This is a genomic window from Bailinhaonella thermotolerans, assembly GCF_003594875.1.
GTDB lineage: Bacteria > Actinomycetota > Actinomycetes > Streptosporangiales > Streptosporangiaceae > Bailinhaonella > Bailinhaonella thermotolerans.
The window spans coordinates 275,289-292,542 of the sequence record NZ_QZEY01000006.1; the positions used below are offsets into that span (position 1 = coordinate 275,289).

General features: G+C 74.1%; 18 protein-coding genes. 9 read left to right on the top strand and 9 right to left on the bottom strand.

The window, feature by feature from the left end; genetic code table 11:
* The first annotated feature begins 77 nt into the window (after positions 1 to 77).
* Entirely contained in the window at positions 78 to 503 is a 426-nt protein-coding gene (locus tag D5H75_RS18930) for a hypothetical protein (protein ID WP_119927794.1), read from the top strand.
* A gap of 139 nt (positions 504 to 642) precedes the next feature.
* On the opposite strand, the gene D5H75_RS18935 is transcribed toward D5H75_RS18930, so the two are convergent.
* Entirely contained in the window at positions 643 to 1,662 is a 1,020-nt protein-coding gene (locus D5H75_RS18935; protein WP_119927795.1) for a LacI family DNA-binding transcriptional regulator, read from the bottom strand.
* Positions 1,663 to 1,792: 130 nt separating this feature from the next.
* Between D5H75_RS18935 and D5H75_RS18940 the strand changes: the two genes are divergently transcribed.
* The 4 genes from D5H75_RS18940 to D5H75_RS18955 all read left to right on the top strand — a co-directional run bounded on the left by D5H75_RS18940 (position 1,793) and on the right by D5H75_RS18955 (position 5,832).
* Positions 1,793 to 2,911, top strand: coding sequence for a Gfo/Idh/MocA family protein (locus D5H75_RS18940; protein ID WP_119927796.1), 1,119 nt, complete (start codon positions 1,793 to 1,795; stop codon positions 2,909 to 2,911).
* Complete coding sequence (locus D5H75_RS18945; RefSeq protein ID WP_119927797.1) at positions 2,908 to 4,071, top strand: dihydrodipicolinate synthase family protein; 1,164 nt, start codon at positions 2,908 to 2,910, stop codon at positions 4,069 to 4,071. The genes D5H75_RS18940 and D5H75_RS18945 overlap by 4 nt, the downstream gene beginning before the upstream one ends.
* On the top strand, positions 4,068 to 4,868 hold the full coding sequence (locus D5H75_RS18950; RefSeq protein ID WP_119927798.1) for a sugar phosphate isomerase/epimerase family protein: 801 nt from the start codon (positions 4,068 to 4,070) through the stop codon (positions 4,866 to 4,868). The genes D5H75_RS18945 and D5H75_RS18950 overlap by 4 nt, the downstream gene beginning before the upstream one ends.
* 187 nt (positions 4,869 to 5,055) lie before the next feature.
* Positions 5,056 to 5,832, top strand: coding sequence for a sugar phosphate isomerase/epimerase family protein (locus D5H75_RS18955; protein ID WP_119927799.1), 777 nt, complete (start codon positions 5,056 to 5,058; stop codon positions 5,830 to 5,832).
* Positions 5,833 to 6,270: 438 nt separating this feature from the next.
* On the opposite strand, the gene D5H75_RS18960 is transcribed toward D5H75_RS18955, so the two are convergent.
* The 4 genes from D5H75_RS18960 to D5H75_RS18975 form a co-directional block, all read right to left on the bottom strand.
* Positions 6,271 to 7,086: an SDR family oxidoreductase gene (locus D5H75_RS18960; protein WP_242454352.1), complete on the bottom strand. Its 816-nt coding sequence runs from the start codon at positions 7,084 to 7,086 to the stop codon at positions 6,271 to 6,273.
* Positions 7,083 to 8,318, bottom strand: coding sequence for an acyl-CoA dehydrogenase family protein (locus tag D5H75_RS18965; protein WP_119927800.1), 1,236 nt, complete (start codon positions 8,316 to 8,318; stop codon positions 7,083 to 7,085). Before D5H75_RS18965 ends, D5H75_RS18960 begins: the two co-directional genes overlap by 4 nt.
* Positions 8,319 to 8,326: 8 nt before the next feature.
* Entirely contained in the window at positions 8,327 to 9,364 is a 1,038-nt protein-coding gene (locus tag D5H75_RS18970; protein ID WP_119927801.1) for a phosphotransferase family protein, read from the bottom strand.
* A gap of 387 nt (positions 9,365 to 9,751) precedes the next feature.
* Positions 9,752 to 9,919 (bottom strand): DUF3073 family protein, encoded by a 168-nt coding sequence (locus D5H75_RS18975; RefSeq protein ID WP_119927802.1) that lies wholly within the window; start codon positions 9,917 to 9,919, stop codon positions 9,752 to 9,754.
* Between the two features lie 328 nt (positions 9,920 to 10,247).
* Here D5H75_RS18975 and D5H75_RS18980 point away from each other — a divergent pair, with 328 nt between their 5' ends.
* Positions 10,248 to 10,586: an ArsR/SmtB family transcription factor gene (locus D5H75_RS18980; RefSeq protein WP_119927803.1), complete on the top strand. Its 339-nt coding sequence runs from the start codon at positions 10,248 to 10,250 to the stop codon at positions 10,584 to 10,586.
* A gap of 98 nt (positions 10,587 to 10,684) precedes the next feature.
* On the opposite strand, the gene D5H75_RS18985 is transcribed toward D5H75_RS18980, so the two are convergent.
* A complete protein-coding gene (locus tag D5H75_RS18985; protein ID WP_119927804.1) occupies positions 10,685 to 11,236 on the bottom strand; it encodes a GNAT family N-acetyltransferase in 552 nt (183 codons plus the stop codon).
* 279 nt (positions 11,237 to 11,515) lie between these two features.
* Here D5H75_RS18985 and D5H75_RS18990 point away from each other — a divergent pair, with 279 nt between their 5' ends.
* Positions 11,516 to 12,127, top strand: a complete 612-nt coding sequence (locus D5H75_RS18990; RefSeq protein WP_202638293.1) for a GNAT family N-acetyltransferase — start codon at positions 11,516 to 11,518, stop codon at positions 12,125 to 12,127.
* Between the two features lie 120 nt (positions 12,128 to 12,247).
* Here D5H75_RS18990 and D5H75_RS18995 read toward each other — a convergent pair whose 3' ends face one another.
* The gene (locus D5H75_RS18995; protein WP_242454353.1) at positions 12,248 to 12,499 is read right to left on the bottom strand and encodes a hypothetical protein; all 252 of its coding nucleotides are present in this window, start codon (positions 12,497 to 12,499) and stop codon (positions 12,248 to 12,250) included.
* Between the two features lie 448 nt (positions 12,500 to 12,947).
* Here D5H75_RS18995 and D5H75_RS19000 point away from each other — a divergent pair, with 448 nt between their 5' ends.
* Both D5H75_RS19000 and D5H75_RS19005 read left to right on the top strand, forming a co-directional pair.
* Positions 12,948 to 13,580 carry a DedA family protein gene (locus D5H75_RS19000; protein ID WP_119927806.1) on the top strand — a complete coding sequence of 211 codons (633 nt, stop codon included), beginning with the start codon at positions 12,948 to 12,950 and terminating at the stop codon, positions 13,578 to 13,580.
* A complete protein-coding gene (locus D5H75_RS19005) occupies positions 13,577 to 14,230 on the top strand; it encodes a hypothetical protein (RefSeq protein WP_119927807.1) in 654 nt (217 codons plus the stop codon). Before D5H75_RS19000 ends, D5H75_RS19005 begins: the two co-directional genes overlap by 4 nt.
* Positions 14,231 to 15,088: 858 nt before the next feature.
* Here the strand turns inward: D5H75_RS19005 and D5H75_RS19010 are convergent.
* Both D5H75_RS19010 and D5H75_RS19015 read right to left on the bottom strand, forming a co-directional pair.
* A complete protein-coding gene (locus tag D5H75_RS19010; RefSeq protein WP_119927808.1) occupies positions 15,089 to 16,021 on the bottom strand; it encodes a transglutaminase-like domain-containing protein in 933 nt (310 codons plus the stop codon).
* A 333-nt stretch (positions 16,022 to 16,354) separates the two neighbouring features.
* Positions 16,355 to 17,215 carry an AraC family transcriptional regulator gene (locus D5H75_RS19015; RefSeq protein ID WP_202638295.1) on the bottom strand — a complete coding sequence of 287 codons (861 nt, stop codon included), beginning with the start codon at positions 17,213 to 17,215 and terminating at the stop codon, positions 16,355 to 16,357.
* Positions 17,216 to 17,254: the final 39 nt, after the last annotated feature.

Sequence of the window (17,254 nt, forward strand, 5' to 3'; positions counted from 1 at the left end):
TTCTGAGACCCCTGGGCCCTGGAGCGGCGGTCGCACCGCTCCTACCCTTCCCTCACGTCGAGGAGAGGAAAGTGCCCATGGCGCAGAACCACGCCCCGAATCCGGCGATGCCCGGCCAGGTACGAGCCGTCCAGGTGCTGATGTGGATCGGCGTGGCGTTCGGCGTCATCGCCCTGGTCCTGACCCTCCCGCTGCTCCTGTCGCCGGGCAGCGCGTTCCAGGCCGCCGGGGTCGAGCCGCCCCCCATGGGCGCGCTCTGGGGCCTGACGATCCTCTCGGCGATCTTCCTCGTGGCCGAGCTCATCCTGGTCCTGCGCATCCCCCGCCGCCAGGCGAGCACCCGGACCGGCATCATCGTGTTCTTCGGCCTGTCGGCCGTCGTCGCCCTCGTCAACGCCGCCCTGTCGAAGTCCTTCGCCGGCGGCGTCTTCTCGGTGGTCGTCGCCGCCGTCATCATCGGCCTGCTCATGTCCGCCCCGGCCAAGGAGTACTTCTCGGCCTGACGCCGCCTCCGGCCGTACGGCTCGCGCCCCCGGCGCCCTCCGCTCGCGGTGATCACGCGGTTCCGCGCACACCTGGTGCTCCGAGCCGCGTGATCACGGCGGCGCGGGGGCCCGGGGTCAGGCGGCGCGGGGGCCGGGGTCAGGCGGGGCGGGGCGGCGCGGTGGAGGCGCGCAGGGTGACCTCCGCGGGGACCCGGTGGTGGCGACGCCTGGGAGCGGGGGCCAGGGCGAGGGTCATGAGGCGTTCCCCCAGGTCTTCCAGGGGGAGGGTGACCGTCGTCAGGGGCGGGGTGAGGTCGGCCACCACGGGGATGTCGTCGAATCCGGCCAGCGACACGTCCTCGGGGACGCGCAGCCCGGCCTCGCGGAACGCGGTGAGGGCGCCGATCGCCATGACGTCCGCGACCGCGAAGACGCAGGTCGGGAGGGGCCCCCGGGACAGGAGTTCGCGGGCCGCCGCGTGACCGCCGTCGCGGGTGAGGTCGCCGGTCACCACGCGGTCCGGCGCCGGCCGTACGCCCGCCTCGGCCAGGGCCTCGCGGAAGCCGCGCACGCGGTCGGCCACCGTGGTCAGCGCCGGGGGGCCGGCGAGGACGGCGAAGTCGCGATGGCCCAGGCCGAGGAGGGCCCGGGCCAGGGACGCCGCGCCGCCGCGGTTGTCGGGCAGGACGGCGTCGGCGCGGGCGCGGTGGCGGCTCAGCACGGCGACCCGGCCGCCCGCCTCCTGGTACGGCGTGAGCTCGGCGTCCAGGGCGCGTTCCCAGGCGGGGTCCTGGAAGGCGGAGCCGGCCAGGAGGATCGCGCGGGCCCGCTGGGCGCGCAGCGTGGAGACGTAGGCGATCTCGCGGTCGGGGTCGCGGAACGTGCTGGCCAGCATGACCATCAGGTCGTGGTCGGCGGCGACCCGCATCGCGCCCCGGGCGACGGCGGCGAAGTACGGGTCGCTCACGTCGTGGCAGATCAGCCCCACGACCTGGCTCGACGCGCGGGCCAGGGCCTGGGCGTGGGCGTTGGGCCGGTACGCCAGGGCCTCGGCGGCGGCCATCACCTTCTCGCGCAGGTCGGCCCGGACGGTGGTGGAGCCGTTGAGCACGCGCGAGGCGGTGGCGAGCGACACCCCCGCCGTGCGGGCGACGTCGCCGAGCGTGGTGTGGGTCACGGGCCTCCCTTGACGGCGGTACGGCAGGAGCCTACTGTACGCCGGGAAAGCGCTTTCTGAGAGCGCTTTCCCGTTCCCCCGCACTTCAGGAGCACCCGTGACTCAAGGCAGGAAGCCGGTCGTCATCGCCATGAACGGCGTGACCGGGCGCATGGGACACCGCCAGCACCTCGTCCGCTCCATCCTGGCGATCCGGGAGCAGGGCGGCCTGCCCCTCCCCGACGGCACGGTGCTGTGGCCGGAGCCGGTCCTGGTCGGCCGCAGCGAGGCCAAGCTGCGCGGCCTGGCCGAGACGCACGGCCTCACCCGGTGGACCACCGACCTGGCCGAGGCCCTGGCCGGGGCGGACGTCTACTTCGACGCCCAGGTCACCAACCAGCGCGAGAAGGCCATCCGCGCCGCGATCGCCGCCGGGAAGCACGTCTACACCGAGAAGCCGCTCGCCGAGGACCTGGCCGGCTCGCTGGAGCTGACCCGGCTGGCGAACCAGGCCGGGATCAGGCACGGCGTCGTCCAGGACAAGCTGTTCCTGCCGGGCCTGCTCAAGCTCAAGCGGCTCATCGACGGCGGATTCTTCGGCCGCGTCCTGTCGGTGCGCGGGGAGTTCGGCTACTGGGTGTTCGAGGGCGACTGGCAGGAGGCCCAGCGCCCCTCCTGGAACTACCGGGCCGAGGACGGCGGCGGGATCATCCTGGACATGTTCGCCCACTGGCGGTACGTCCTGGACAACCTGTTCGGCCGGGTCCGCAGCGTGCAGTGCCTCGGGGCGACGCACATCCCCGAGCGCGTCGCCGAGGACGGCACGCCGTACACCGCGACGGCCGACGACGCCGCCTACGGCCTCTTCGAGCTGGAGGGCGGGATCATCGCGCAGATCAACTCGTCCTGGGCGACGCGCGTCTTCCGGGACGAGCTGGTGGAGTTCCAGGTGGACGGCACCGAGGGCAGCGCCGTCGCGGGGCTGCGCCGCTGCCGGATCCAGCACCGCGCCACCACGCCCAAGCCGGTCTGGAACCCCGACGTCCCCGCCACGATCGACTTCCGCTCGCAGTGGCAGGAGGTCCCGGACAACACCGAGTTCGACAACGGCTTCAAGGCCCAGTGGGAGATGTTCCTGCGGCACGTGTACGCCGGGGAGCCGTTCGCCTGGGACTTCCTGGCCGGGGCGCGCGGCGTGCAGCTCGCCGAGCTGGGCCTGCGGTCCTGGCGCGAGGGCCGCCGGATCGAGGTCCCGGAGCTGACGGCGTGAGCGCGACCCTGCGCCTGCCGTACGGCGACGGCGGCCTGCGGCCGTACACCACGGGTGAGCCGCGGGAGTTCGCGCGGCCGTCCGGGGAGCCGCGGTCGCGGGTCGTGTACGCCGCCGCGCACGTCGTCGCCGACCCGCTCGCCGACAACACGCCGGGCGCTCCGGCCGTGCTGGACTGGGACGCCACGCTGGCCTTCCGGCGGCACCTGTGGTCGTACGGTCTGCGCGTGGCCGAGGCGATGGACACCGCGCAGCGCGGGATGGGCCTGGACTGGGCCGCGACCCGGGAGCTGATCGAGCGCGGCGCGGCCGAGGCGGCGGCCTGCGGCGGCGGCATCGCCTGCGGCGTCGGCACCGACCAGCTCGCGCCCGGGACCGGCACGCTCGACGACGTGATCGCGGCGTACGAGGAGCAGCTCGCGGTCGTCGAGGCGGCCGGGGCGGACGTCATCCTGATGGCGAGCCGGCGGCTGGCGGCGGTGGCGCGCGGCCCCGAGGACTACGCCGAGGTGTACGGCAGGCTGCTGGGCCAGGTGTCGCGGCCGGTGATCCTGCACTGGCTCGGGCCGATGTTCGACCCGGCGCTCGACGGTTACTGGGGGTCGGGCGACCTCGACGAGGCGACCGGCCACGTGGTCGCGCTGATCGGCGAACACGCCGGCAAGATCGCCGGGATCAAGGTGTCGCTGCTGGACGCGGGGCGGGAGATCGCGCTGCGGCGGCGGCTGCCTGCCGGGGTGAAGCTGTTCACCGGGGACGACTTCAACTACCCGGAGCTGATCCGCGGGGACGAGCGGGGCCACAGCGACGCGCTGCTGGGCGTCTTCGACCCGATCGCCCCGGCGGCGGCGGCCGCGCTCGCCGCACTGGACGCTGGTGATATTTCGGCTTATGACGCGATTTTTGAGCCGACGTTGCCGCTCGCCCGGAAGGTCTTCGAGGCGCCGACCTTCAACTACAAGACGGGCGTGGTGTTCCTGGCCTGGCTGGCCGGGCACCAGGATCACTTCCGCATGGTGAGCGGGCTGGAGAGCGCCCGCTCCCTGCCCCACCTGGCCGAGCTGTTCCGGCTGGCCGACGCCGCCGGGCTGCTGCCCGACCCGGACCTGGCGGCGGCCCGCATGCGCGCTCTCCTCGCCGTCGCGGGGGTGAGCGCGTGAGCGGGACCCGGTTCAGCCTCAACCAGTGGACCGCCCGCCACTGGCCCCTCCCGGAGCTGGTCGAGACCTGCGCCCGCGAGGGCGTCGGGGCCGGGCTGTGGCGCGAGCCGGTGCGGGAGTACGGCCTGGAGCGCGCGGCCAAGCTGGTGCGCGACGCGGGGCTGGACGTCACCTCGCTCTGCCGGGGCGGCTTCTTCACCACCGCGGCCGGCCTCGACGACAACCGCCGCGCGATCGACGAGGCCGCCGCGCTCGGCACCGCCGTACTCGTGCTCGTCAGCGGCGGCCTGCCCGACGGCTCGCGCGACCTCGACGGCGCCCGGGAGCGGGTCGCGGACGCGCTCGCCGAGCTGGCGCCGTACGCGGGCGAGCGCGGGGTGCGCCTGGCGATCGAGCCGTTGCACCCGATGTACTGCTCCGACCGCTGCGTGATCTCCACGCTCGGGCAGGCGATCGACCTCGCGTCCCGTTTCCCGGTGGAACAGGTCGGGGTGTGCGTGGACACGTACCACGTCTGGTGGGACCCGGCGGTCTGGGCGGACATCGCCCGCGCCCCCGGGCGCATCGCCGCCTTCCAGGTCGCCGACTGGACCACCCCGCTCCCGGCGGGCGTCCTGACCGGCCGCGGCCTCCTCGGCGACGGCTGCGTGGAGCTCCGCCGCTTCCGCGAGGCCGTGGACACGGCGGGCTACACCGGCCCGGTCGAGGCGGAGATCTTCAACGAGGAACTGTGGGCCATGCCCGGCGAGGACGTCCTCGCCCTGGTCAGGGCCCGCTACGAGGAACACGTCGTCTGACCTCCGGTACGGCTGGCGCCCGCCGGTGTCGCCGGGCGCCAGCCGTACGGGACACGGCGAACCCACACGTAAGGGTTGATCGGGGCCGGGCCGGGGAACGGCGGCCGCGGGGCTCCCGGCGCGAGCCGTACCGGATGATGGGCGGACAGGACGCCAGGGCGGCGAGCCTCCGCCGGGGAGGGGATCCATGACACGCTGGGCCTTCAGCACGCTGGGCGTGCCGGGCGCGCCGCTGGCCGAGACGGTGCGGCTGGCGCGGGAGCACGGCGCGGCGGGGCTGGAGCTGCGCGTGCACCCGGACGAGGAGGTGCGCCTCGGGCTGGACACGGGGGAACGCCGCCGGATCCGGGCGCTCCTCGCGGACGCGGGGCTGGAGGTCCCCTGCCTGGCCACCTACGTGCGGATATGCGGGGACGCCCCGGATCGGGAGGTGCTGGAGGAGGCGAGGGCGGCGATCGCGCTGGCCCGCGACCTCGGCGGAGCGGCGATCCGGCTGTTCCCCGGCGGCGTGGGTGACGGCGCGGACGAGGACCGGGCCGTCCGCCGGCTGGACGCGCTGGCGGCGGACGCGGACGCGGCGGGCGTGCGCCTCCTGGTCGAGACCCACGACTCCCACCCCACCGGCGAGGCGGTGGCCCGCCTGCTCGCCGGGACCGGCGCGGCCGCGATCTGGGATCTCCTGCACCCCTGGCGTCACGGCGAATCCCCCGGGGCGACGATGGCGGCCCTCGGCGACCGCCTGGCGTACGTCCAGATCAAGGACGTCGCCTCCCCCGCGGACCTCACCCCGATCCCGCTCGGGTCCGGCGCGGTCCCCCTGGAGGAGGCCGGCGCCCTCCTGCGCGGATCGGGCTGGCGCGGCTGGGTGAGCCTGGAGTGGGAGAAAGCCTGGCATCCCGGAGCCCTCCCCCTCCCCGAGGCGCTGCCCGGTGCCCGCGCCTGGACCGAGCGCCACCTCCCCTGACCCGCCCTGCGTGTCCCCGGCAGGCCCCGGGACCGGCCCCGAGATCGATAAAGGCACGGCGGCACCCCTGACACCGGACGCTCCGCCGTACGCCTCGGGGGCGGCGGGAGGCGGTGGCGCACGGGGGCGCGGGCGGCATCGTGAGCGGAGTGGGGGTCGTCGGGACCGGCGGAGGTGGGGCGGTTGCGCGTACTGGTCACCGAGACGGGAAGCGTGTCCGCGCGCCAGGTCGTCACGTGCTCGGCCTGGCCGGGCACCACGTCGAGGAGCTGGAGTCACGCCCGGGCGGCCTGCTGCGACATACGCGGTTCCCTCGGCGGCGGCACCGGGTGCCGAGCGTTCGGGGCCGATCCCGGCGGGTCGGTGGACGCGCCGGCCGAGACGGTGGCCGTACGGCTTCCGCCGTCTGGTGCCGTGGGGGCCGTACCGGGTGACGGGTTAGACGCGGGGGCCGGGGGCTCGGCGGAAGGTGAAGGGCCGGCTCTCCCGGCCGGGGATGACGAACCAGCATTCGCCGGTTCCCTCGCTGTCCAGGAGGGTGGTGAAGGTGTCCACGACCTGGCCGACCTCCAGGACGGGGAAGCCTATGCGCTCCAGGACGGCCTTTCCCTCGCCGAGGATCGCGGTGTCGGTGAAGCTGGGGCAGAGGGCCTGGACCTTGATGCCCTGGGGGGCCACCTCCTGGGCCAGGGAGCGGACGAAGCCGACCACCGCGTGTTTGTTGGCGGCGTAGATGGGGTCGCCGGGGATGCCCGCGATGCCGGCCATGCTGGCGGTGGCGACGATGGTGCCGCCGCCGGCGGCCTTGAGGGCGGGGAGGGCGGCCACCGTGCCGTAGACGACCCCGTCGAGGTTGACGCCCATGGCGCGGCGGTAGCGCTCGGGGTCGAAGTCGTCGCCGACGCCGCAGCCGGAGGCGATGCCGGCGTTGAGGAAGACCAGGTCGAGGCGGCCGTGGGCGGTCTGGGCGGCGCTCACCGCCGCCTTGTTGGCCGCGAGGTCGGAGACGTCGCAGTGGACGTAGGCGGCGCCCAGCTCATCGGCCAGGGCCTTGCCCCGGTCGTCGTCCACGTCGGCCAGGACGAGGGAGGCGCCGAGGTCGGCCAGGCGGCGGGCCACGGCGGCGCCGATGCCGTTGCTCGCGCCCGTGACCAGGGCGACCTTGCCGGGGAGGGTGCCGGTGCCGACCGGGCTCGGCACGGGGGCGGGCGCGCCGAGGCCGCTGAGGAGGCCGCCGGAATCGGTGTGGGTCACAGGGGGAGGCCTCCCGTCGCGGAGTGGGTGGTGCCGGTGTCGCGGTAGGCGGCGATCACGCGCTGGGCGATGCGCATCTGGTGGATCTCGTCGGCGCCGTCGGCGAGGCGGGCCCAGCGGGCGTGCTGGAACATCTTGGCCAGGGGCGTGTCGGTGGAGTAGCCGAGGGCGCCGTGGACCTGGATGGCGCGGTCGAGGATGCGGTTGAGGCTGTTGGCCACGAAGTGCTTGGCCATCGACACCTCGGTGCGGAAGTCCTCACCCTTGTCGATCTTGGACGCGGCGTGCAGGATCATCAGCTTGCACTGGTACAGCTCCATCGCCGAGTCGGCGATCATCCACTGGACGCCCTGCTTGTCGGCCAGGACCGAGCCGTGGCTGTACCGGTTGAGGGCGCGGTCCACCATCATGTCGAGCGCCGTCTCGGCCTGGGAGACCCAGCGCATGCAGTGGGCCAGCCGGGCCGGGCCCAGGCGGTACTGCCCCAGGCGGTGCCCGTTGCCGCGGCCGCCGAGGACGTTCGCGTCGGGGACGCGCAGGTCGGTGATGACGATCTCGCTGTGGCCGGTGGAGCCGTGCATGGTCTCCACCTCCCGCACGTCGTTCCAGCCCTCCGCCGGCAGGTCCACGAGGAAGGCGGTGTTCGCGCCCCGGTGGCCTTCGGGCACGTCGGTCTCGGTGCGGGCGATGAGGATGGCGAAGCTCGCGCGGCGGGCGCTGGAGATGAACCACTTGTGCCCGTTGACGACCCACTCGTCGCCGTCCTTGACGGCCGTCGTGCGGATCAGGGTCGGGTCGGACCCGGCGACCTCGGGCTCGGTCATGGCGAAGCAGGACATCTTGGTGCCCTCGGCGAGCGGGCGCAGGTAGCGCTCCTTCTGCTCGTCCGTGCCCCAGTGCAGCAGCGTGTGCATGTTGCCCTCGTCGGGCGCCATGCAGTTGAGGATCCACGGCCCGAGGCGGGTCTTGGCGGCCTCGGCCTGGACCATCGCCAGGGCCACGTGGCCGAGCCCCATGCCGCCCCACTCCGCCGGCATGTGCGGCAGCCACAGCCCCTCGGCCTTGGCCCTCTCGCGCAGGTCCAGGAGGGTCCGGATGTACTCCTCGCGGCTGGTGGCCTTCTCCTCGTCGTCGAAGTCCTTCACCGCGGGGATGATCGTCTCCTGGACGAAGGTCCGTACGCGCCGCCGGACCTCCTCCTGCTCCGGCGACAGCGTGAAGTCGATGGCCATGGGGGCTCCTACAGGTAGGTGTCCGCCTTCGCGAACAGGGCCAGGGTGATCGCGTGCAGGAGGTCCCCGACACCCTTGTCCGCCTTGCCCGCGCAGGCCCTGGCGTGGGTGCCCTCCAGGATGATGCCGCACTTGAAGCAGGCCAGGACGGTGTACCAGTCGATCGCGGACAGGTCGCGCGCGCTCCGCTCGGCGTACCGCGCGATCACCTCGCCGGGGCCGGGGAAGCCGCTCACGTCCGCCAGCGAGGTCGCCACGCCCAGCTCCGCGCCGCCCACCGGCCACATCGCCAGCAGCCAGCCCAGGTCCAGCAGCGGGTCGCCGATCGTGCACATCTCCCAGTCCACGATCGCGGCCAGCCGCGGGCGCTCGCGGTCGAGCAGCACGTTGGCCAGGTGGTAGTCGCCGTGCATGATCCCCGGCGTCCACGTCCTCGGCCGGTTGGCCTCCAGCCACGCCGCCACGCGGTCGAGCTGGGGGATCCGCGGCCCGCCGTACCCGTCCAGCTCGCCGTAGGTGTCCAGCTCGTGCATCCACCGGCCGACCTGGCGCTCCAGGAACCCGTCGGGCTTGCCGAAGTCGCCCAGGCCCACCGCCTCGTGGTCCACCGCGCCCAGCGCCGCGATCCCGTCCACCACGTCCAGCCCGGCCGCGTGCCGCCAGGACTCGTCCCGGGAGTACGGCGCGGGCAGCCCGGCGGTCGGGTTGAACCCGTCCACGGGCTCCATCAGGTAGAAGACGACGCCGAGCACGCTCTCGTCGGGGCAGGCGGCGATCAGCCCGGGGTGCGGCACGTCCGACCCGGCCAGCGCGGCGAGCACGCGGGCCTCGCGGCGCAGCACCTCGTTGCTCGCGCGGCGCAGGTGCCGGGGCGGCCTGCGCAGGACGTACTCCCGGCCGCCGCGCTCGAACCGCACGAGCACGTTCTGGGTGCCGCCGGCCAGCGTCTCGACCCGCCCGAAGGGGCCGGACGGCAGCCCCTGCGCGTCCATCCAGGCCGCGAGGCGGTCCAGGTCCACCAGTGCGGGGTCAACGCCGTCGGTCATGCGCCGCCTAACCTTGTGATGCGGATGCTCGACACTTTAAGTCAAGCGCCTGATCACCCTACCGAGGGGTAATCACCCTCACAAGGCATCCCCAGGGGCGACCGCCTCCGTGCCTCCCGCATGCGACGAAACCCGCGGCCCTCGCCAGCGCCACCCGAGGTCTCAGATGCGCCCAGGCCCGAGGACCCGGGCCGCATCCCGGGCCGTATCCGGCCCAGGCCCGAGAACCCGGGCCGTATCCGAGCCGTATCCGGGCCGGCGCGAGATCGCGAGACCCCGCGAACGGCGGCGCCGTCGCCCAGGCCGTACGGCATGAGCGGGCGCCGCCGGATCGCGCGGATCGCTTTCCGCTATGACAGGTGGGGACGGAGGGACGGGCCGGGACCGCTAGGGACGGTCGGCGGCCAGGTACTCCTCGGCGTCCTCGCCCACCTGGTCGGTGTCATCGCTTCCCGACAGCTCCTGACGGAGGCGGTCAAGATCGATCGAGTGCTCGGTGTACTTCAGCCTGCGAGCGACCTTCGTCTGCTTCGCCTTGGCTCGACCTCGCCCCATGGGCTCCCCCTCACACCGGCCGTGTCGGGCCTCTCGTCGTCCGGAACTTCGCGGTCCGGGACCACGGGGCTCCCGGCCCGCATGTGGCCCGGCCGAGACCCCGGGTGTCATCTGAAGAGTGGGTAAGCATCATACATTATGCGTTGGCAAGTTGAAGAATTCTGAAACTTGCCCCACGATGAAGAGATGATGCCTGGCGGGAAGCGAGGTCGGACCGGAGTCACGACGAGCGCACGAGCCACTCATGAACCCGGACCCGACCCGCGGCGCTGGAAGCCACACGATAGCGCTGGGGAGGCGACGAGCGGGCTTGGCAGGGCCTCCTGACATGTCCGTGCCGCTCTACCAGGCCAAGGCCGAGCTGTTCCGCACGCTGGGACACCCGGTCCGGATCCGCGTCCTGGAGATGCTGGGCGAGGGACCCCGCCCGGTGCGCGACCTGCTCGCCGAGCTCGACGTCGAGGCGTCGAGCCTGTCGCAGCAGCTCGCCGTGCTCCGCCGCGCGGGGATCGTCACGGCGACCCGCGAGGGCGCGACGGTCGTCTACGCCCTGTCCACCTCCGACGTGGCCGAACTCCTCGGCGCCGCGCGGCAGATCCTCACCGACATGCTCGACACCCAGGGCAAGCTCCTGGCCGAGCTCCGCGCCGAGTCGGGCGCCGGCTAGCGCGCCCGGGCGGCGGAAGGCCCGGCCGCCGTGTGCGCACGCCCCGGGCCGCTCCGGCATGCCCGGCATGCCCGGCTCCGCTCGGCGGCGGGGAGGTCTCACCCGGCCTCCCAGTCGGCGCGGTCCAGGGCGTACACCACCTCGCCGTGCTCGGAGCCCTCGATGGCCTCGGGCCAGTCCCCGAAGTACGTGCGGACGTAGGTCAGGCCGGCCTTCTCCATCACGCGGCGGGAGCCCTTGTTGACCGTCATGGTCTCGGCGACCACGCGGCGGGCGCCCAGCTCGGTGAACGCCTTGCGGACCAGCGCCCGGGAGCCCTCGGTGGCGTAGCCGGCGCCCCAGGCGGCCCTGCGCAGCCGGTATCCCAGCTCCGGCACCTCCGGGTCGTCCTTGGGGCAGAGCTCGAACCAGCCGAGGAAGCGCCCGGTGGCCTTCTCCGTCGCGGCGAAGTAGCCGTAGCCGGGGAACCTGGCGGCGCGGGCGAGCAGGCGGGGCAGGTGGTCGTTCCGGATCATCTCCGGCGGGGTGGGCCTGCCGCCGGTGAGGAAGCGCATCACCTCGGGGTCGGAGTCCAGCTCGATGAGCGCGTCCGCGTCGTCCTCGGTGAGCGCGCGCATCGTCATGCGCTCGGTCTCCAGATAGCCGTCCATCCCGTCCCATCTCTCGCTGCGGACCTGCCGGTTTGATAGCACGCGGCGACGTCGCGCGGCGACGGGTTTTCCGGGCCGAGCCGTACGGCGGACGCCTCGCGGCGGGGTGAGGCGGAGCGCGAGCCGTACGGCGGACGCCCCCCGGAAGGCCGGCGCGAGCCGTACGGCGGACGCCCCTGGCCGGATGGGGCGGGGCGCGAGCCGTGCGGGCATTCCCTCTCGGCGAAAGGCGGGCAAGCCGGGGCGTATGATCACCGTGGCCTCGGGAGGGGATTTCGCGTGATCACCGTTCGGCAAGCCGCGGGGAACGCCGACGCGATCGTGCCGGTGCTGGCGCGCGCGTTCTACGACGACCCGATCTGGAGCTGGCTCGTGGCCGATCCCGCGACCCGGATCGAACGGCTGAGCCGGGTGTTCGACCCCATGGCGCGGCACGTGCACCTGCCCCGCGGGCTGAGCGAGGTCGCCGGGCGCGACGGCGCGACCGAGGCGGTGGCGCTGTGGGACCCGCCCGGCACCTGGCGCGTGCCCCTGTCGGCGCAGCTCCGGCAGGCCCTCCCGCTCCTGCGCGCGTTCGGCCGCAGGACGCTGGCCGCGGCGCGCGCGCTGAGCGCGATGGAGGCGCGGCATCCGAAACGGCCGCACTACTACCTGGCGTTCCTGGCCACCGACCCGCCCGCGCAGGGCCACGGCCTCGGGGGCGCGCTGCTGCGATCCAGACTGGAGCGCTGCGACGCCGAACGCATGCCCGCCTACCTGGAGTCGTCCAAGGAGGCGAACGTGCCCTACTACGAGCGGTTCGGCTTCGAGGTGACCGAGAGGCTGGAGCTGCCCGGCGGGTGCCCGCCGGTCTGGCTCATGTGGCGCGACCCGCGCCCGGCGGACGGCTAACGCCGGAGCGGCTCCCGGCCGGAGTATCGGACCCTCGCGTGAGTACGGCCACCGGCCGCGTGCGGCCGCCTGCCGCGTGCGGCCGTCAGCCGAGTGCGGCCGTCAGCCGGGTGCGGCTTGTCAGTCGGAGTGGGGTTTCGGCCGGGGTGAGCGGTTCTGCTGCTTGCCCCGGTGGATCGAGGCCAGCCGCTCGCGGTGGTGGTGCGGGTCGTTGCGGGGCAGTTCGTGGCGCTGCTTGGACGCGCCGGTGGTCACGCCCTCCGCGCTGGGGCTCTTGCCCGCCTCCCGCGCCTGCCGCGCCGCCTTCCGGCGCTGCTGCTCGTCGCCTTCCACCTTCTTGCGGACCATGGTCGTCCCCCCGTTCCCGGACATTTCCGGCTATGTCGTGCGATACCCAAGGTCGTCCGCGTAACTCCTGTCCTTCTCCCGCGCGCCGCCTCTGGATCCGGTACGGCGGAGCGGCGTCGGCGAGGGCCGGCACGGCCGGGCGGGCGGGCCCGGGCGGCCGGGTCCCGGGGCGCCTTCGGGCGGCTCCCGGGGGCGGACGAGCGGTGTCACGGCACCTGGGTAGGAGGCGCCCCCTCCGTAAGTACTACCGGAGAGCCACGGCGGGGCCGCACCCCCGACCAAAGTGGGGATCCGGAACCAGACCAACGGGCGATGTGCCGCCGCGGGCCGTTCCCTAGGGTCGAAAGCGACACCCGCCCCTGAGTGATCTCGGGGATCCACGGGGGTCGATCAGGGGCGTCCCCGGATGCCCCGCCACCGCGCTCCCGGCACGCTGGGAGACCAGTCCACGCACCCCCGGGAGCCCCGCCGCATGTCGCATACCATCCTGGACCTGCTCCACCAGGTCATGTCGTCGCCCTGGATCTACCTGGCGTTGTTCCTGCTCGCGGTGCTGGACGGGTTCTTCCCGATCGTCCCCGCGGAGACGTCGGTGATCACGGCCGGGGTGTTCGCGGCCACCGGAGCCACGAACCTCGCGCTCGTGATCGCTGTCGCCGCCGCGGGAGCGTTCGCCGGAGACCACATCTCCTACCTGATCGGCAGGAAGGCCGGGTCCCGGCTGCGCGACCGGCCGCGCACCCGCAAGGCGTACTCCTGGGCGGCCAAGGCGCTGGCCGAACGCGGTGGTCTGGTCCTCATCGTCGCCCGTTACATCCCCGGCGGCCGCACCGCCGTCACGATCACGATGGGCGCGGTGGCCTATCCGAGACGCTCCTTCGCCTTCTTCGACGCCCTGGCCGCGGGCTCCTGGGCGATCTACTCAGGCTTGATCGGATTCTTCGGGGGAATGGCGTTCGAGCAGGACCCGATCAAGGGCCTCCTGTTCGGCCTCGGCCTGGCCCTGTCCATCACCGCGGTCGTCGAGGTGGTCCGCTGGGTCCGCAAGCGCCGCCGACCCGCCGCCGCCGACCCCCAGCACGAGCTCGTGGAGGCCTCCCGATGAAGTGGTTGTCGATCTTCGGCCCGCTGACCGCCCTGGCGGCGTTCGCCTACCCGCACTTCTCCCCCCACCTCTTCGCCCCGGCCCCGGTCGCGCTGCCCCTCCTCGGAGCCCTGGCCCTGGCCGCCGGGTGCCTGGCGCTGGCCTACGTCCTCGCCGAGCACGAGCCCGCCCGCGCCGCCGTCCCCCGCGTCTTCCTGGTGGCGACCGCCGCCGGCCTGATCGTCGCGGCGATCCTCCCCGACGGTGAGACCCACCGCTGGGCCACCGCCGTCGCCCTGGCCGCCCCGCCCATCGCCACCCACCTCCTGGCCCGCCGCCGCACGCCCGGCCACCAGGCCCTCCACGCCCTGACCGCCGCCTCGGCCCTCGCCCTCACCGCCTACCTCGTCACCCACCCGGCCAGCCCCCTCGCTCCCCTGCTCGGCGGCGTCCACCCGCTCATCGAGACCTACCTCCCCCTGACCCAGATCCTCCTCGTCACCGCCATGACCCTCACCACCCTCGCCGCCACGGCCCCCGCCCAGCCCCAGACCCCCGGCGTCCCCGCCCACACCCTCCCGGCCCCCGCCCGCCCCGTCATCGCGCAATCCACCCCCCGCCCCGTCATCGCCCAGTCCGCCTCCCGCCCCACCGCCCCGCGCATGTCCTGACCAGCACCGGGGATCCGCCGGCCCGCACGACCAGCGCCGCCCGCCCACTCGACCTCAAGACCGGCCCGCCTCCACCGCCCGTCGCATGGGCCGACGCTGTCGTTTCTCCGGTTCGTACGGCGGGCGCCGCCCCCCGGCCACCAGAGCTTCAAGAGCCGCCCACCCCACCCCCCATGCATCTGTCGGCGGCTGTCGTCTCCCCCGTTCGTACGGCGGGCGCCGCCCCCGGCCACCAGAGCTTCCAGAGCCGCCCGCCCCACCCCTCGCCTGTGTCGGCGGCTGCCGCATCTCCCGTTCGTACGGCTGGCGCCGCCGCCGACCTTGATCCCTCCGGGCGGAGCGGCCCCTCCCCTCCCCCAACCTCGACAGCACGCACCCTCGGGGCGCTACGCCCACTGACACAACGGGCCCACCCTGAGCTCTCCGCCCGGTGCTCTGGCCCGCTTCGCCCCCCTTCGAGCCGTCCCTTGAACCGTTCAGTGGGCGGCACGTTCCTCGCCTTCGCCGGGTCTCGTCGCACAGCCCGTCCTGCTCGCTCGCGGATGTGGGAGGCGTGCGGGGACGGCAAGGGGGCGAGGCGGTCCGTATGTCTGGGCGGAGGGGCGGGTGGGGCGTTGTGGCAGGGGAGGGTGCGCCCCGAGGGTGCGTGAGGGCGGGGGTTGGGGAACGGTGGGGCGTCTCCTGGTGGATGGTCCAAGGTCGGGGGCGGCGCCAGCCGTACGGCCCGGCGACGTCCATCGCACCGCCCGCGCGGCCGGGGACATCCATCGCACCGCCCGCGCGCTCGGGGACATCCGCCGTGTCGGCCCCTCGGCCGAAGGGGTCTGCCACGCCCGCCCGCGCGGCCGGGAACACGATCTAGGAGATGGCGGTGCGTGTGGTGAGGTCGATCCGGGTTCGGGTGCCGGAGGGGGAGAGGCAGAGGACGTGGTCGCCGGGGTTGAGGCGGGGGTCGGTGCGGTAGCGGGCGGCCAGGGTCTCCTCGGCCTGGTCGTCGCCCTCGTCGGCGGACAGGAGGAGGGCGGCTATCTCGTCGGTCAGGTGGAGGTCGGCCAGGGCGTCTTCCGGGAGGGCGCCCTCAGGGGAGGCGTCCCCGGGAGTGCCGTCTTCGCCCCAGGTGTCCCAGAGGAGGAGTTCGTCGCGGCGGCGGTGGGCGAGTTCCAGCAGGACGTAGTGGCCGATGAAGCGGGGGCCGGTGTACGGGGAGCCGGGGGCCACGCCGTACACGCCCGGGTCGATCTCGCCGCGGCGGTACGCGGTCCAGGCCCCGGCGGCGGTGGTGAAGGCGGCCTTGGTCAGGGGGCCCTTCTGGCGGGGGATGTCCAGGGGGTCGAAGGGCCAGGGCGCCGCGGGGTCGAGCTGGGCGTCGGCCAGGGCCCAGCGGTCACCGGTCCAGTACTCCGCGACCACGTGGTCGTAGACGAACCCGGCGCTCATGTAAGGGGCGAAGCCGATGCGGCTGCGCGCCGGCACGCCGCGCTGGCGGAGGGCCGCGACCGTGAGCAGCGTGTAGTCACGGCAGCAGCCGGCCACGCGGTCCGCCAGGGGACGGGGCTCGGCCAGGGGGACGCCGAAGCGGCTCTGGTCGGTGTCGAGGATCCGCTCGACCCAGCGGTTGTCGATCTCGGCCAGGCGCTCGGCGGTGAAGGTGAGCCCCGACCCCGTGTAGTGCACGATCACGTTGCGGACGACCTCGGTCAGCTCGGGCAGGGTGTCCGGCAGCGCGTCCAGCAGCCGGGCGTGCGGACCGGGGTCGGTGTACGGCGAGTGCGCGGCGTAGTCCAGGCTCATGCGGATCACTCTCCCGGCGTGTCGCCCGGAAGTTCAACCGGGCGGATCCCGGAATTTCAGACCCCTGCGGCCCTCACCACGGGCCGCGCTCCCGCCCCCTCCGGGCCCGCGCTCGCATCCCCTCCAGCCCACCAGCACCCGGGCCCGCGTCACAACCCCCTCCAGGCCCGCGCAGCCCACGTCACAGCCTCCTGGCCGCGCAGCCCACGTCACAACCCCCTCCGGACCCCGCCCCGCCCGCGCCTCACAGCCTCCGGGCCCCGCCCCGCCCGTGCCTCACAGCCTCCGGGCCCGCGCAGCCCACGTCACAGCCTCCGGGCCCCGCAGCCGCGCTCACAGCCCCTCCGGGCCCCGCAGCCCGCGCTCCCGGAAGACCGTGGGCGAGATGCCGACGCGGCGCGTGAAGACGCGGGTGAAGTACGCCGGATCGGGATACCCCACCCGCCGCGCGATCGCCGCCACCCCCAGGTCCGTGCCCGTGAGCAGCTCCTTCGCCCGCGTCAGCCGGATCGACAGGATGTAGTCCTTCGGGCTGCACCCGGCGTTGCGCCGTACGCTCTCGCGCAGCTCGGCCACGCTCATGCGCAGGCGGCGGGCGTGCTCGGTGACGGTCAGCGGCAGGAACGCGTTGCGGGCGAGGTTCGCCAGCACCGGATGGCCCTCCGGGTCGTGGTCCGCGCGGGCGTGACGCAGCGTGACGAGCAGCTCGTGCACCGCCGCCGACGTCTCGACCTCCACGTGCGGCCCGCCGCGCCGGCAGATCGCGGCCATCTTGCGCACCACGTGCTCGGCCGCCTCCGCCGACGACAGCGGCACCACGGGGTTCTCGCGGTCGATGAACCCCAGTTCCTCGTACGCCCCGGCGGCGGGGCCCGTGAAGTCCACGAAGCACTCCGACCAGCCCGGCTCGTACGGCCCGTAGTGGTGCTCCACCCCGGGGATCAGCCACAGCAGGGCCGGCGCTCGCACGTCCACCGGCGGCCGCCCGCCCCAGGAGAACCACCCCTCGCCGGAGAGCACGACGACGGCGACGTGGTTGGCCAGCACCCGGGGGCCGACGGCCGGGATGCGCCCGCGCTGCGTGCCGACGCCCAGGCACGCCAGGCCGAGACGGCGATGCGCGGGGCTGGGCGTGAGGTAGCGCCACCAGTGCTCCCAGTGCTCCCGGCCCTCGGTCCACTCGACCGGGCCCACTGGACGCCTCGATCCCTGCACTGGCCCTCCGTCCGGAAC